Origin of the sequence: Pelagimonas sp. KU-00592-HH (assembly GCF_040369695.1) — a bacterium.
GTDB lineage: Bacteria > Pseudomonadota > Alphaproteobacteria > Rhodobacterales > Rhodobacteraceae > Shimia.
The window spans coordinates 516,574-529,818 of the sequence record NZ_BAABWM010000003.1 but is presented as its reverse complement, the minus strand read 5'-3'; the positions used below and the strand labels follow the sequence as shown (position 1 = coordinate 529,818).

16 protein-coding genes are annotated in these 13,245 nt (G+C 60.9%); 6 read left to right on the top strand and 10 right to left on the bottom strand.

The features are described from left to right. Positions 1-32: 32 nt before the first annotated feature. From ABWV42_RS14930 to ABWV42_RS14900, 7 genes are read right to left on the bottom strand one after another with little or no spacing between them, the layout of a single operon-like run. Complete coding sequence (locus tag ABWV42_RS14930; RefSeq protein ID WP_353340872.1) at positions 33-347, bottom strand: heavy metal-binding domain-containing protein; 315 nt, start codon at positions 345-347, stop codon at positions 33-35. A 3-nt stretch (positions 348-350) separates the two neighbouring features. After that, positions 351-551 (bottom strand): hypothetical protein, encoded by a 201-nt coding sequence (locus tag ABWV42_RS14925; protein ID WP_353340871.1) that lies wholly within the window; start codon positions 549-551, stop codon positions 351-353. After that, positions 551-745: a hypothetical protein gene (locus ABWV42_RS14920; RefSeq protein WP_353340870.1), complete on the bottom strand. Its 195-nt coding sequence runs from the start codon at positions 743-745 to the stop codon at positions 551-553. The genes ABWV42_RS14925 and ABWV42_RS14920 overlap by 1 nt, the downstream gene beginning before the upstream one ends. Continuing rightward, entirely contained in the window at positions 742-1,011 is a 270-nt protein-coding gene (locus tag ABWV42_RS14915; RefSeq protein ID WP_353340869.1) for a hypothetical protein, read from the bottom strand. The genes ABWV42_RS14920 and ABWV42_RS14915 overlap by 4 nt, the downstream gene beginning before the upstream one ends. 3 nt (positions 1,012-1,014) lie before the next feature. Then, complete coding sequence (gene sufB, locus ABWV42_RS14910) at positions 1,015-2,538, bottom strand: Fe-S cluster assembly protein SufB (protein ID WP_353340868.1); 1,524 nt, start codon at positions 2,536-2,538, stop codon at positions 1,015-1,017. 17 nt (positions 2,539-2,555) lie between these two features. Further along, on the bottom strand, positions 2,556-3,599 hold the full coding sequence (locus tag ABWV42_RS14905; protein ID WP_353340867.1) for a cysteine desulfurase family protein: 1,044 nt from the start codon (positions 3,597-3,599) through the stop codon (positions 2,556-2,558). Then, a complete protein-coding gene (locus ABWV42_RS14900; protein ID WP_255106661.1) occupies positions 3,596-4,057 on the bottom strand; it encodes an Rrf2 family transcriptional regulator in 462 nt (153 codons plus the stop codon). The genes ABWV42_RS14905 and ABWV42_RS14900 overlap by 4 nt, the downstream gene beginning before the upstream one ends. A 160-nt stretch (positions 4,058-4,217) precedes the next feature. On the opposite strand from ABWV42_RS14900, the gene ABWV42_RS14895 reads away from it, so the two are divergent. The 6 genes from ABWV42_RS14895 to typA all read left to right on the top strand — a co-directional run bounded on the left by ABWV42_RS14895 (position 4,218) and on the right by typA (position 9,295). Further along, positions 4,218-4,874 (top strand): alpha/beta hydrolase, encoded by a 657-nt coding sequence (locus ABWV42_RS14895; RefSeq protein ID WP_353340865.1) that lies wholly within the window; start codon positions 4,218-4,220, stop codon positions 4,872-4,874. Between the two features lie 3 nt (positions 4,875-4,877). Continuing rightward, a complete protein-coding gene (locus ABWV42_RS14890) occupies positions 4,878-5,108 on the top strand; it encodes a hypothetical protein (protein ID WP_255106658.1) in 231 nt (76 codons plus the stop codon). After that, positions 5,108-6,274: an HD domain-containing protein gene (locus tag ABWV42_RS14885; RefSeq protein WP_353340863.1), complete on the top strand. Its 1,167-nt coding sequence runs from the start codon at positions 5,108-5,110 to the stop codon at positions 6,272-6,274. The genes ABWV42_RS14890 and ABWV42_RS14885 overlap by 1 nt, the downstream gene beginning before the upstream one ends. Before the next feature lie 100 nt (positions 6,275-6,374). Beyond that, on the top strand, positions 6,375-6,995 hold the full coding sequence (locus tag ABWV42_RS14880; RefSeq protein ID WP_353340861.1) for a YitT family protein: 621 nt from the start codon (positions 6,375-6,377) through the stop codon (positions 6,993-6,995). 86 nt (positions 6,996-7,081) lie between these two features. After that, positions 7,082-7,417: a DMT family transporter gene (locus ABWV42_RS14875; RefSeq protein WP_255106652.1), complete on the top strand. Its 336-nt coding sequence runs from the start codon at positions 7,082-7,084 to the stop codon at positions 7,415-7,417. 60 nt (positions 7,418-7,477) lie between these two features. Continuing rightward, positions 7,478-9,295 (top strand): translational GTPase TypA, encoded by a 1,818-nt coding sequence (typA, locus tag ABWV42_RS14870; RefSeq protein ID WP_353340859.1) that lies wholly within the window; start codon positions 7,478-7,480, stop codon positions 9,293-9,295. 65 nt (positions 9,296-9,360) lie between these two features. On the opposite strand, the gene ABWV42_RS14865 is transcribed toward typA, so the two are convergent. From ABWV42_RS14865 to alaS, 3 genes are all read right to left on the bottom strand, one after another. Next, a complete protein-coding gene (locus tag ABWV42_RS14865; protein ID WP_255106648.1) occupies positions 9,361-10,143 on the bottom strand; it encodes a class II glutamine amidotransferase in 783 nt (260 codons plus the stop codon). A 19-nt stretch (positions 10,144-10,162) separates the two neighbouring features. Beyond that, positions 10,163-10,450 (bottom strand): DUF1330 domain-containing protein, encoded by a 288-nt coding sequence (locus tag ABWV42_RS14860; protein WP_255106646.1) that lies wholly within the window; start codon positions 10,448-10,450, stop codon positions 10,163-10,165. Positions 10,451-10,528: 78 nt separating this feature from the next. Further along, complete coding sequence (alaS, locus tag ABWV42_RS14855; RefSeq protein ID WP_353340857.1) at positions 10,529-13,201, bottom strand: alanine--tRNA ligase; 2,673 nt, start codon at positions 13,199-13,201, stop codon at positions 10,529-10,531. Positions 13,202-13,245 lie beyond the last annotated feature (44 nt).

Here is a 13,245-nt window from a genome sequence, read left to right as displayed (position 1 = left end):
TCGCGTATCCTGTGGCCAAGCGGCCCCTGTCCTTAGTCCAGCACCACTGCGGTGCCCGAAGCCGAGACCATCAGCATCGACTGGCCTACAACTTCGTAATCGAGATCGACGCCGACAACGGCATCTGCGCCCACGGCGGTGGCGCGTTGTTGGAGTTCTGCAAGCGCGGTGTCGCGGGCGTCCTGCAGTTTGCTTTCATAGGCGCCCGAACGGCCGCCCACGATATCGGTGATCGAGGCAAAGACATCGCGCACCACGTTGGCACCCATGATGGCCTCGCCAACAACGATGCCGCGGTAGTCGATGATCTTGCGTCCTTCGATGTTCGGTGTGGTTGTCACGATCATGTCTTATCCTCCGATATACTTGATCAGCATCATCACGCTCATGGCGACCATGCCGGCAAAGGCCGAGGTGACCAGCACGGAGCCGCCAATCAGGCCTTCGGTCTTGCCCGCGCGCTTGCGCAGGCCAAAGCCCACCATCGAGCCAAAGGCAATGCCCGCGCCAACGCCGACGGATTGCTGCATCAACTGGTTGATCGTTTCCATCAGTGACGGCTCCTGCGGATGATTGTGAGGATGATCCGGGCAGCGGCCCAGCCGGCGATGGCACCGAGACCGATGCCAACGACCGGGTTGATGAAGTCGAACTTGTTGAGGTTGACCCAGATCACGCCCAGCAGCCCGCCCAAAACAGGCAGGACATAGGGTAGCCAAGATTCGATCTTTGCCGCTTTTGTCATCTCGTCCAATATTCCCAAGTTTTCCTGAACTGGTCCGAAGAAAACCAAACAATCAACAGCACCGGCCCGCCAAAAACCATCATGCTGATGAAACCTGCCAAGGGACCCCCGTTTGCAAAAGCCATGCCAACTACAAAAAGTAAGACAATAGAAACCGGAAAAAGCACCTTTCTGAATGCCCAGAAGAATGCGACCTGACGCACACCTTCTTTGGCATTGTAGTGGAATGTGTCCACTTCGCTTCGGCTTCGGTTTCTATCGCTCATGGCTTAGCCAACAGACCCTTCCAGCGAGATCGCGACAAGCTGCTGCGCTTCCATGGCGAATTCCATCGGCAGCGCCTGGAGCACTTCCTTGGCAAAGCCGTTCACGATCAGCGCCACGGCTTCTTCCTCGTCCATGCCACGTTGCAGGCAGTAGAACATCTGGTCATCATCCACCTTCGAGGTTGTCGCCTCGTGTTCCACGCGGCTCGAGTTGTTCTTGACCTCGATGTAAGGCACCGTGTGGGCCCCGCATTTGTCGCCGATCAACAAAGAGTCACATTGCGTGTAGTTGCGCGAGTTTTTCGCCTTGGGGTGCATCGAGACCTGACCACGGTAGGTGTTCTGCGCATAGCCGGCAGAAATCCCCTTGGAGACGATGCGGCTCTTGGTGTTGCGGCCAAGGTGGATCATCTTGGTGCCGGTGTCGGCCTGCTGCATGTTGTTGGTGATCGCGATCGAGTAGAACTCGCCCTGGCTGTCATTGCCGCGCAGGATGCACGACGGGTATTTCCAAGTCACCGCTGAACCGGTTTCCACCTGCGTCCACATCACCTTGGAGCGGTCGCCCCGGCAATCGGCGCGTTTGGTCACGAAGTTGTAGATGCCGCCTTTGCCTTCTTCGTCGCCCGGATACCAGTTCTGGACGGTCGAATATTTCACCTCGGCGTCTTCCTCGATGATGATCTCCACCACTGCCGCGTGCAGCTGCGAGGTGTCGCGTTGTGGCGCGGTACAGCCTTCGAGGTAGGACACGTAAGAGCCCTTGTCGGCAATGATCAGGGTGCGTTCGAACTGACCGGTGTTTTCCGCGTTGATGCGGAAATAGGTCGAGAGTTCCATCGGGCAGCGTACGCCCGGCGGCACATAGACGAACGAGCCGTCCGAGAACACGGCCGAGTTCAGCGTGGCATAGAAGTTATCGGAGACCGGAACGACCGAGCCGAGGTACTTTTTGACCAGTTCGGGATGTTCCTTGATCGCCTCGGAGATCGAGCAGAAGATCACGCCCGCCTGTTTCAGTTCTTTCTGGAAGGTGGTGCCCACCGAAACCGAGTCGAACACGGCGTCGACAGCAACCTTGCGGCCTTCTGCCGGGGTTTCATCTGCACCTTCGACACCGGCAAGGATCATCTGTTCCTTGAGCGGGATGCCCAGCTTTTCATAAGTGGCGAGCAGCTTGGGGTCGACCTCGTCAAGCGACTTGGGCTTTTCTTCCATGCTCTTGGGACGGGCATAGTAGTACTGGTCCTGGAAATCGACTTCCGGGTAGTCCAGCATGGCCCAGGCGGGTTCTTCCTTTTCGAGCCAGCGACGGTAGGCCTCGAGACGCCATTCGGTCATCCACTCCGGCTCTTCGTTCTTGTCCGAGATCAGGCGCACGATGTCCTCGGTCAGCCCTTTCGGGGCATATTCCATCTCGATCTCGGTTTCCCAGCCGTACTTGTACTTGCCGCCAACCTCGCGAACCGCATCAACCGTTTCCTGATCGACGCCTTCCTTGACCTGTGTCTGTTCCAGACTTGCCATGTTTTTCTCCTGTTCGCTCACGCCGCACGGGCGCGGTGTTTCCTGTACCGGGTCAGCCACGCATCCGCGAAACCCAGCACGTCCTGTTCCGTTGTTTCGGGCCCCAGAGAGACCCGGATCGCCCCTGCGGCGACCTCGTCTTCGTATCCCATTGCCTTGAGCACGCGGCTTGCGCGCACCTTGCCGGACGAACAGGCAGAGCCTGCGGAAATCGCATAGCCTGCGAGGTCCATCTGCATCACCTGTGTCTCTCCCTTCCAGCCCGGCGTGGCCAGGCAGAGGGTGTTGGGGAGGCGTTTCGCCCCTTTCCCGACAAAAATGGTATCTTTGGCGTCGACGGCAAGGGTCTCTTCCAGCAAATCGCGCAGATTTGCAACCCGATCCCAGACGCCATCGGCCAGATCGCGCGCTGCGGCCGTTGCGGCGGCCGCAAAGCCTGCGGCGCCGATCACGTTTTCGGTGCCAGACCGGCGGCCCATTTCCTGTCCGCCGCCCTTGATCATGGCCTGCACGTCGGTTCCGCGCTTGACGACAAGGGCGCCAATCCCCTTGGGGCCGCCCAGTTTGTGCGCCGAAATCAGAGCCATCTGGCAACCAGCCCAGTTGAAGGCAACCGGCAGCTTGCCAAAGGCCTGTGTCATGTCGCTGACGGCAAGTCCCTCGGGCAGCGTCTGTATCACGCCGGTTTCCGAATTGGCGGCCTGAAGCGTCGTGCGTTCCGGTGCCGGAACAGAGACGATCCCATTGCCATCAACTGCAAGATCGGACGTCACCCAGGCCCCCACCGCGTCGTGTTCGATGTCGCCTGCATGAAGATCACGCCCCGCCAGCGCCAGCGCGGCGGCCTCGGTCGCTGTGGCGGTGAAGATCACGTCGGCACCATCCGCGCCAAAGGCGGTGGCGATGTCGCCCCGCGCGCGTTCCAGAACGCCCTTGGCCGCGCGTCCTTCCGCGTGGACCGAAGACGGGTTGCCGACCACGTCCATCGCATCAATTATCGCCGCCCGCGCCTCGGGGCGCAGCGGCGTTGTTGCGTTATGATCGAGGTAGACGCGGTTCATTCAGCATCGACCACGGCAAAGATGTTGGGAATGGCCGGACACGGGGCCAGTTCGTTTTCAACCACATCCGACAGGCGGGTCTGATGCAGGAAGACATAGACGTTGGCCGAAAGACCCTCCCAGAGGCGGTTTGCCATCGACTGCGCACGCGATCCCGAAACGGCACCAGTCGCGCCAGCACCGGTGTGAAGCGCGGAGACGGTTTCATCCACCGCCGCCAGCACGTCAACGATGCGAATGTCCGAGGTGGACTTGGCAAGACGGTAGCCACCGCCCGGCCCGCGCACCGAGTCAACCATGCCAGCACGACGCAGTTTCACAAAAAGCTGTTCCAGATAGGGCAGCGAAATGTCCTGTCGCTGGGAAATGTCGGAGAGCGTCACCAGCGTATCGCTGGGCTGAAGGGCGATATCGACCAGTGCGACAACAGCATAGCGGCCTTTCGTCGACAGTTTCATCCTGTTCCTCCAGCGAATAGATTGACGTCGCGCGCCACAGGGCATACATCCCTAGCAGCGCTGTCGGATTAGCCCGACGGTAAGTTAGAACCGTTCTAAGGTGCCCGAGGAAATTCGTCAAGAATATACTTCGGCACATGTTCAAAAGACAGGGAGCCCCATGCCCGAGGTCATTTTTCCCGGACCCGAAGGCCGTCTCGAAGGCCGTTACCACCCGCAAAAAGAAAAAGACGCCCCAATCGCGATTGTGCTGCATCCGCATCCACAGTTCGGCGGCACGATGAACAACAAGGTGGTCTATAACCTCCACTATGCGTTCTACAACATGGGCTTCACCGTCCTTCGCTTCAATTTCCGCGGCGTTGGCCGCAGCCAGGGCGAATATGACCAGGGGGTTGGTGAACTTTCCGATGCGGCTTCGGCGCTGGATTATCTCCAGTCTATGAACTCGAACTCCAAGCACTGCTGGGTTGCAGGCTTTTCGTTCGGCGCGTGGATCGGCATGCAGCTTCTGATGCGCCGTCCCGAGATCACCGGCTTCATCTCGGTCGCCCCGCCGGCCAACATGTACGACTTCTCGTTCCTGGCGCCCTGCCCGTCTTCGGGCCTGATCATCAACGGCACCAATGACCGTGTTGCCCCGCCCGCCGATACCGAGGCGCTGGTTGGCAAGCTGCACGAGCAAAAAGGCATCACGATCACCCACGAACAGATCGACGGTGCGGGCCACTTCTTCGAGACCGAAGAGTACATGAACACGATGGTCGGTAATGTGACCGATTACGTGAAGCGCCGTCTGACCGAGAACACCCGCTAAGCGATGGCCTATTACGACGACCTTGCCAACAAACTGGCCCTGCAGGTGATCGAAGCGGAACGCGCCACCGGTGACGATATGCTGGTCCAGGACATCGCCAAGGTCTTGCAGGCCACTTCTTCGACCATGCACGAGGCCTTTATGACCGCCGTGCGGGTCTATGCCGCCAATGACCGCGCCCGCGAGCTTCTCGCGGCGCGGCTCAAGGCCAAGGGATTTGAACTGGCCGAGTGATGAACGACAGGATTGCCCGGCAGTTTGCCTTTCTGAACGAGGCGGATCGCCTGAAATCCGTCTTGCGGTCCAACGTGTTGCAGGATCTGTCCCGGCGCGAAAATAGCGCCGAGCACAGCTGGCACGTCGCCCTCTATGCCCTTGCTTTTGCACCGATTTCGGCAGATGGCGTATCGGTTCCAAGGGCGATCCGGATGCTGTTGCTGCATGACCTTGTCGAGATCGACGTTGGTGATCATCCGATCCATGAAAATGTGGACTGGGCCGAGGTGGCGGCGCGTGAGGAACAGGCCGCCCGTCGCCTGTTTTCGCTTTTGCCTCAGGATCAGGCGACAGACTGCCTTGCGCTCTGGACCGAGTTCGAGGCGGGCGAAACCCCGGATGCGGGTTTTGCAAAGATGCTGGATCACAGCCAGCCGCTGTTTCAGGCCCTCTGTGCGCCCGAGCCCCTGCCGGAACATGTCGAGATCGTGCGCGAGAACCTCGATACAGGCCGCGCCCGCAGGCTTCAGCACGTGTTTCCGGCGGCCTATGCCCATGCCAACGCGCTGTTGCACGGCACCTCGACCAGCGACGCGGGCGATGTCACCACGCGCATCGATTTCCTGAACGAGGCGGATCGCCTCAAGTCGGTCATGCGCGCAACCATGACACTGGACGCGGCGCGGCAGGAGAACTCGGGCGAACACAGCTGGCATATCGCGCTTTATGCGATGATCCTTGCCGAACACGCCAATCGCCCCGTGAACGCCGATCGCGTGATCCAGATGCTTTTGATCCACGACCTTGTCGAAATCGACGTGGGCGATGTGCCGATCCATTCGCAGGATGGCGCAGCGCATGGCAGCGCGGAGATCCAGGAGGCCGAGGCCCGCGCGGCGGATCGCATCTTTGGCCTGTTGCCGGAGGATCAGGCAGCCGAACTGCGCGCCCTCTGGGAAGAATTCGAAGCCGCCGAAAGCGATGATGCGGTGTTTGCCAAGTCCATCGACCGGGTGCAGCCCTGCCTTGCCAACCTCAAGACCGGCGGGCGGTCGTGGGTGGACTACAACGTCACCTACGAACAGGTGGAAGCGCGGGTCGGCACCAAGGTGACGCGCGGCGCTCCGGCGGTCTGGGCGCATCTGCAAGTCCCGATCCGGGCGTGGTTCGAGGCCAATACCTGACGATAAATCATGCGAATACCGGCCATATTTGCACCTGATGCATGGCCGGTATGCCCCTGCTGCGCTGGACAAAACCGCCGAGGGGCGGAAAAACCGGCGCATGACATTCCTGCTTGAAACCGCCCCTGCCGACAGACATGCGCCGCGTGAAGACGTGCAGGGCCTTGTCGTGGGCACGCTGCTTGTTGCCCTGTCGGTCCAGTTTCTGCAGGCGAGCCAGTTGATCACCGGCCAGATTGCCGGCCTTTCCCTGCTGACCGCCTATTGGGGTGGCTGGAGTTTCGGGGCGGTGTTCTTCGTGCTGAACCTGCCCTTCTATACGGTGGCGATCTACCGGATGGGCTGGCGGTTCACGCTCAAGACCTTTGCCGCCGTGGGCGCGCTGACGCTCTGGACCAGCCTTCTGCCTCAGGTCATGCAGCTGAGCGATCTGCACCCCGGCGCGGCGGCGGTTCTGGCCGGTGTGACCGCTGGGATCGGCCTGCTGGTCCTGTTCCGCCACGGGGCCACCCTTGGCGGCGTGGGGATTGTGGCGGTCTGGTTGCAGGACACGCGCGGTATCAAGGCGGGCTGGGTTCAGCTTGGGTTCGATGCCTGCGTCTTTACGCTGGCAATCTTCCTGTTTTCGCCTGCCACCGTGGGCTGGTCGCTTCTGGGGGCCATTGTCACCAACGTCGTGATTGCCACCAACCATCGCCGCGACCGCTATATCGCCACCTGAAACACCGCCCATTGATAAGAATCCGGATTGGCAAATCGCTTGCGGGGCTGTAGCGGGGGATCAAGGACGGCGCAGGAGTTCAAGCGATGGCCAAGACCTATATCATCCTTCTTCTGGCAGTGATTGCCGAGACGATTGCCACCACGGCCCTGCAACTCAGCCACCAGTTCACACGGCTGATCCCCTCGCTTGTGGTGCTGATCGGCTATGCCATTTCCTTTTACCTGCTCAGCATGACGCTTCGAGTTTTGCCCATTGGCATCACCTATGCGATCTGGTCGGGGCTGGGCATCGTTCTGGTGGCGATCATCGGCTATTTCTGGCTGCAACAGAAACTGGACCTGCCCGCAGTGATCGGGATCGGCATGATCCTCGCCGGAATCGTGGTCATTAACCTGTTTTCCAAGACCGCAGGCCATTAAGGGGCTGGCCTTTTTCGCGCCCGCAGGATACCGGAGGCGCGAACAGGAAAGGCATATCAAATGGACCTTCGTAATATTGCGATCATCGCGCACGTTGACCACGGCAAGACCACCCTTGTGGACGAGCTGCTGAAACAGTCCGGCGCATTCCGCGAAAACCAGGAAGTGGCCGAGCGCGCCATGGACAGCAACGATCTCGAGCGCGAACGCGGGATCACGATTTTCGCAAAACCCACCAGTGTTGAGTGGAAAGGCACCCGCATCAACATCGTGGACACCCCCGGCCACGCCGATTTCGGCGGCGAGGTCGAGCGTATCCTGAGCATGGTGGATGGAGTTGTGCTGCTGGTGGATGCCGCCGAAGGCCCGATGCCGCAGACCAAATTCGTGACCTCCAAGGCGCTGGCGCTGGGGCTGCGTCCGATTGTTGTTCTGAACAAGGTCGACAAGCCGGATGCCGAACCGGATCGCGCGCTGGACGAGTGTTTTGACCTGTTTGCCTCGCTGGATGCCAACGACGACCAGCTGGACTTTCCGCACATGTATGCCTCGGGCCGGAATGGCTGGGCCGATGCCGAACTGGACGGTCCGCGCAAGGACCTGCACGCCCTCTTCAACCTGATCGTGAACCATGTTCCTGCCCCCAAGCAGGTCAACCAGCAGGATGATGATTTCCGCATGCTGGCGACCACCCTTGGTTCTGACCCCTTCGTGGGCCGCATCCTGACCGGTCGCGTGGAATCGGGCACTCTCAAGGTCGGCGCAACCGTGCAGGCGATCAGCCGCATCGGTCAGAAAATCGAACAGTTCCGCGTCACCAAGATCCAGGCCTTCCGTGGTCTGGCCCAGCAGGACATCGAAGAAGCACAGGCCGGTGACATCGTGTCGATTGCCGGTATGGCCAAGGCCACCGTGGCCGACACCATCTGTGCGCTGGCCGTCGAAGAGCCGCTCGAAGCGCAGCCGATTGACCCGCCAACCATCACCGTGACCTTTGGCATCAACGACAGCCCGCTGGCGGGTCGTGACGGCAAGAAGGTTCAGTCGCGCGTGATCCGTGACCGTCTCTACAAAGAGGCCGAGTCGAACGTGGCGATCAAGATCGCCGACACCCCCGGCGGCGAGGCTTTCGAAGTTTCGGGCCGTGGCGAACTCCAGATGGGTGTTCTGATCGAGAACATGCGCCGCGAAGGCTTTGAACTGTCGATCTCGCGTCCGCAGGTGATCATGCGCGAAGAAGACGGCCAGAAGATGGAGCCGGTCGAAGAAGCCACCATCGACGTGGACGACGAATACTCGGGCGCCGTGATCGAAAAGCTGACCGGCTCTCGCAAGGGTGAGCTGGTCGAGATGCGCCCCGCCGGGGCTGGCAAGACCCGCATCATCGCACACGTGCCGTCGCGTGGCCTGATCGGCTATCACGGCGAATTCCTGACCGACACCCGGGGCACCGGTGTTCTGAACCGCGTGTTCCACGGCTGGACCCCCTACAAGGGCGCCATCCCCGGCCGTCGTGCAGGTGTTCTGATCTCGATGGAGAACGGCCAGTCGGTTGCTTACGCCCTGTGGAACCTTGAAGATCGCGGCAAGATGATGATCGGCGCACAGGCCGACGTCTATACCGGCATGATCATCGGTGAACACAGCCGTGACAACGATCTCGAAGTGAACCCGCTGAAGGGCAAGAAGCTCACCAACGTGCGGGCCTCGGGTTCGGACGAAGCGGTACGCCTGACCACGCCGATGACCCTCTCGCTGGAAGAGGCGATTGCTTACATCAACGACGACGAACTGGTGGAAGTGACCCCGAACAACGTACGTCTGCGCAAGCGCTATCTCGATCCGCACGAGCGCAAGAGGATGTCGAAGCAAGGGTAACGGGTTTTACCTGTTCCAATGTGAGAAATCAGAAACGCCGGAGATTACCTCCGGCGTTTTTTGTTTCAGATCAGCGGCTTGAAAGGTTCGATCGAGAAAGACCCGTCTTTCGAGAAGCGGCAGAAGCTTCCTGCCGGCACCTCTTCCCATCCGTCCTCGGCCTGTACCAGAGGTTCGCTGACCACGGCGCGGCCTTTGCGGCTGTCGCTCCAGCGGTGATAGACCGTGGGCGCGCGCTCGTCCGAGGCATAGCGGATCGCATACAAGGTTTCGCCGTCGGAAAACGCCGCCCCGATGCGGACATGTGGCTTGGCGCCCTTGTCGCGGCTCATGCGCTGCAACACGCCCACGGCGATCTCCATCGCCTCCTTGGGGCCGTGATCCAGACCCTCGGCGAGACCAAGCAGGAAAATCACCTCGCTGTCGGTGGCCCCTTTGCGTTCGGGATAAAGCTCGTCGGGGATCAGCATGTCGGCACGGCGGCGGAAGGTTTCAAAGCCCCCGATCTGCCCGTTGTGCATGAACGACCAGTTGCGCACCGCGAAAGGGTGGCAATTGTTGCGGCTGGTGGCGGTGCCGGTCGAGGCCCGCACATGGGCCAGGAACAGGCCCGATTGCACCTGCGCGGTCAGGGATCTGAGGTTGGGATCGGACCACGCGGGATGCGTGTCGCGATAAAGCCCCGGCTCGGGACGGCGATCATACCACGCAAGACCAACACCGTCGGCGTTGGTCTGGGTCTTGCATTCGACCGCTTGCATGCTTTGCTGGATCAGCGAGTGATCTGGCCTGATGATGACATCTTCGAGATAACAGGGGTGCCCGATATAGGCGGCCCATCGGCACATCTGGCCAGTCTCCTTCTGATTATTCGCTGGTCTCCACGACCATCAGTTCACGTTCCGAAGCACCGCGCGCATGGCTGAGCGCCTCCTGGTATTCCGGGCTGTTGTAACACGCGACTGCGGTCTCGACATCCGGGAATTTCGCAACCACGTTGCGCGGGCGCTCCTTGCCCTCAAGCTGCACGAACTTGCCGGCACGGGCGATAAAATGGCCGCCATGTTTGGCGATAGCCGGCCCGGCCAGTTCGGCGTATTTGCCATAGGCCTCGGCGTCAGTGACGGTCACATGTGCAATCCAGAGTGCGGGCATGGGAATCTCCCCCTTGTTTGATCTGCCCGGCAGTTTAGACGATGTGCCGGACAGTCCAAGCTTTTTTTGACCAAATGGTCAGCCCGCAATCACGGCCTCGGCAGCGGCCATGGCGGCGTCGGCGTTGCTGGCATCTTTGGCACCACCTTGTGCCATGTCGGGACGGCCACCGCCGCCCTTGCCACCAAGGGCCTCGACCGCGGAGCGGACAAGATCAACCGCCGACAGGCTGTCGGTCAGATCGTTGGTCACACCGGCAGCGACTGCTACCTTGCCGCCTTCGTCGGCGATCAGCAGCACGGCACCGCTTTCAAGGCGGGTCTTGTGCTCGTCCAGCAGCGGACGCAGGTCCTTGCCCGAGACGCCGGTCAGCACCTGGGCAAAGAACTTCACGCCGTTCACGTCCTTGGCTTCGGTGGCACCGCCCTGCCCGGCACCACCGGCCATCGCCAGTTCGCGGCGCAGCTGGGCCACCTCGTTCTGAAGCGCCTTGCGTTCGTCCATGATGGATTTCAGACGGTCCATGACATCGGCAGGCTGTGCCTTGAGGGCACCGGCGACCTGCGCCATGCGGCCTGCCTCACGCTCGAGATGTTCAAATGCGGCCTCACCGGTCAGCGCCTCGATCCGGCGGACACCGGCCGACGACGCGCTGTCGCCGAGGAGGACGAACACACCGATGTCGCCGGTCTGCTTGACGTGGGTACCGCCGCAGAGTTCGATCGAATAGGTATCGCCGCCCATGCCCTTGCCGGTGTTGGCACGGCCCATCGAGACAACACGTACCTCATCCCCATACTTCTCGCCAAACAGCGCCTGAGCGCCGATCTCGCGGGCGTCGTCCGGGGTCATGATGCGGGTTTCGACAGCTGTGTTCTGACGGATGTAGGCATTCACGTCGAGACCCACCTTGTGCAGCTCTTCTGCGCTCAGGGCCTTGGCGTGGCTAAAGTCAAAGCGCAAACGATCCGCCGCGTTCAGCGAGCCGCGCTGAGCAACATGATCACCGAGGTGTTCACGCAGGGCCTCGTGCAGCAGGTGCGTGGCCGAGTGGTTGGCGCGGATGGCGCTGCGGCGGGTGTGATCCACCTCCATCGCCACCGGATCGCCCTTGGCAAAGGTGCCCTGATCCACCGTGACCTTATGCGCGAACAGCTTGCCCTCGGCGAATTTCTGAACGTCTTCGACCTTGGCAATGTCATCGCGGTTCTCAAGACGCGCCACATAGCCGTGGTCGCCTACCTGACCGCCGCTTTCGGCATAGAACGGCGTCTGGTTCATCACCAGCCACCCGGTTGCGCCAGCCTCAAGCTTATCGGTGGCTTCGCCGTCAACGACGATGGCCACGACCTGGCCTTCAGCGCTTTCGGTGTCATAGCCCAGGAACTCGGTCGCGCCGGCTTCTTCGGCCAGGTCAAACCAGACTTCGCTTTGTGCCGCATCGCCGGAACCGGCCCAGGCCGCACGCGCCTTGGCCTTCTGTTCGGCCATGGCGGCGTCAAAGCCCGCGGTGTCCACTTCGCGGCCCTTTTCACGCAGGGCGTCCTGCGTCAGGTCAAGCGGGAAGCCATAGGTGTCATAGAGTTTGAAGGCCGCATCGCCCGCCAGCGGTGCGCCCTCTTCCAGACCGGCCAGCTCGTCATCCAGCAGCTTGAGACCGCGATCGAGCGTCTGCTTGAAGCGGGTTTCCTCAAGGTTCAGCGTCTCGGTGATCAGCGCCTGCGCCTGGGTCAGTTCGGGATAGGCCTGGCCCATCTGCTGAACCAGTGCCGGAACCAGCTGGTGCATGACCGGATCTTTCGCGCCCAGAAGGTGGGCGTGACGCATCGCGCGGCGCATGATGCGGCGCAGCACATACCCACGGCCATCGTTCGACGGCATCACGCCATCGGCAATCAGGAACGAGGTCGAGCGCAGGTGGTCTGCGATCACGCGGTGATGCACGTTCTTGTCGCCATAGGGATCGGTCGAGGTGACATTGGCCGAAGCCTCGATCAGCGATTTGAAGAGATCGGTGTCATAGTTGTCATGGCTGCCCTGCAGCAGAGCGCCGATCCGCTCGAGGCCCATGCCGGTGTCGATCGACTGCATGTCGAGATCCACCATCGAGCCGTCTTCGAACTTTTCGTTCTGCATGAAAACGATGTTCCAGATCTCGATGAAACGGTCGCCGTCTTCTTCCGGGCTGCCCGGAGGGCCACCCCAGATGTGATCGCCGTGGTCATAGAAGATCTCGGTACAGGGGCCACAGGGGCCAGTCGGGCCCATCTGCCAGAAGTTGTCCGAGGTGGCGATGCGGATGATGCGATCTTCCGGCACGCCGACTTTCTTCCAGATTTCAAAGGCTTCATCGTCGGTGTGGTAGACCGTCGTATAGAGCTTGTCCTTGGGAATATCGAATTCCTTGGTGATCAGCTCCCAGGCAAAGGGGATGGCCTCGTGCTTGAAGTAATCACCGAACGAGAAGTTGCCGAGCATCTCGAAAAACGTGTGGTGACGCGCGGTATAGCCGACGTTGTCGAGGTCATTGTGCTTGCCGCCGGCACGCACACATTTCTGCGCGGTGGTAGCGCGCACGTAGTCGCGCTTGTCGACGCCGGTAAAGCAGTTCTTGAACTGCACCATGCCCGAGTTCACGAACATCAGCGTGGGGTCGTTGCGGGGCACCAGGGGCGAGGACGGCACGACTTCGTGGCCCTGCTTGGCAAAGTAGTTGAGGAAGGTCGACCGGATGTCGTTCAGGCTGGGCATGAGATAGGTCTCTCGCGGCTGATTTATTGGTTCCGCCCGGGTTT

Coding starts and splice junctions, on each gene's coding strand:
- ABWV42_RS14930 (WP_353340872.1), bottom strand. CDS start 347: ATGATCGTGACAACCACACCGAACATCGAAGGACGCAAGATCATCGAC.
- ABWV42_RS14925 (WP_353340871.1), bottom strand. CDS start 551: ATGGAAACGATCAACCAGTTGATGCAGCAATCCGTCGGCGTTGGCGCG.
- ABWV42_RS14920 (WP_353340870.1), bottom strand. CDS start 745: ATGACAAAAGCGGCAAAGATCGAATCTTGGCTACCCTATGTCCTGCCT.
- ABWV42_RS14915 (WP_353340869.1), bottom strand. CDS start 1,011: ATGAGCGATAGAAACCGAAGCCGAAGCGAAGTGGACACATTCCACTAC.
- sufB (WP_353340868.1), bottom strand. CDS start 2,538: ATGGCAAGTCTGGAACAGACACAGGTCAAGGAAGGCGTCGATCAGGAA.
- ABWV42_RS14905 (WP_353340867.1), bottom strand. CDS start 3,599: ATGAACCGCGTCTACCTCGATCATAACGCAACAACGCCGCTGCGCCCC.
- ABWV42_RS14900 (WP_255106661.1), bottom strand. CDS start 4,057: ATGAAACTGTCGACGAAAGGCCGCTATGCTGTTGTCGCACTGGTCGAT.
- ABWV42_RS14895 (WP_353340865.1), top strand. CDS start 4,218: ATGCCCGAGGTCATTTTTCCCGGACCCGAAGGCCGTCTCGAAGGCCGT.
- ABWV42_RS14890 (WP_255106658.1), top strand. CDS start 4,878: ATGGCCTATTACGACGACCTTGCCAACAAACTGGCCCTGCAGGTGATC.
- ABWV42_RS14885 (WP_353340863.1), top strand. CDS start 5,108: ATGAACGACAGGATTGCCCGGCAGTTTGCCTTTCTGAACGAGGCGGAT.
- ABWV42_RS14880 (WP_353340861.1), top strand. CDS start 6,375: ATGACATTCCTGCTTGAAACCGCCCCTGCCGACAGACATGCGCCGCGT.
- ABWV42_RS14875 (WP_255106652.1), top strand. CDS start 7,082: ATGGCCAAGACCTATATCATCCTTCTTCTGGCAGTGATTGCCGAGACG.
- typA (WP_353340859.1), top strand. CDS start 7,478: ATGGACCTTCGTAATATTGCGATCATCGCGCACGTTGACCACGGCAAG.
- ABWV42_RS14865 (WP_255106648.1), bottom strand. CDS start 10,143: ATGTGCCGATGGGCCGCCTATATCGGGCACCCCTGTTATCTCGAAGAT.
- ABWV42_RS14860 (WP_255106646.1), bottom strand. CDS start 10,450: ATGCCCGCACTCTGGATTGCACATGTGACCGTCACTGACGCCGAGGCC.
- alaS (WP_353340857.1), bottom strand. CDS start 13,201: ATGCCCAGCCTGAACGACATCCGGTCGACCTTCCTCAACTACTTTGCC.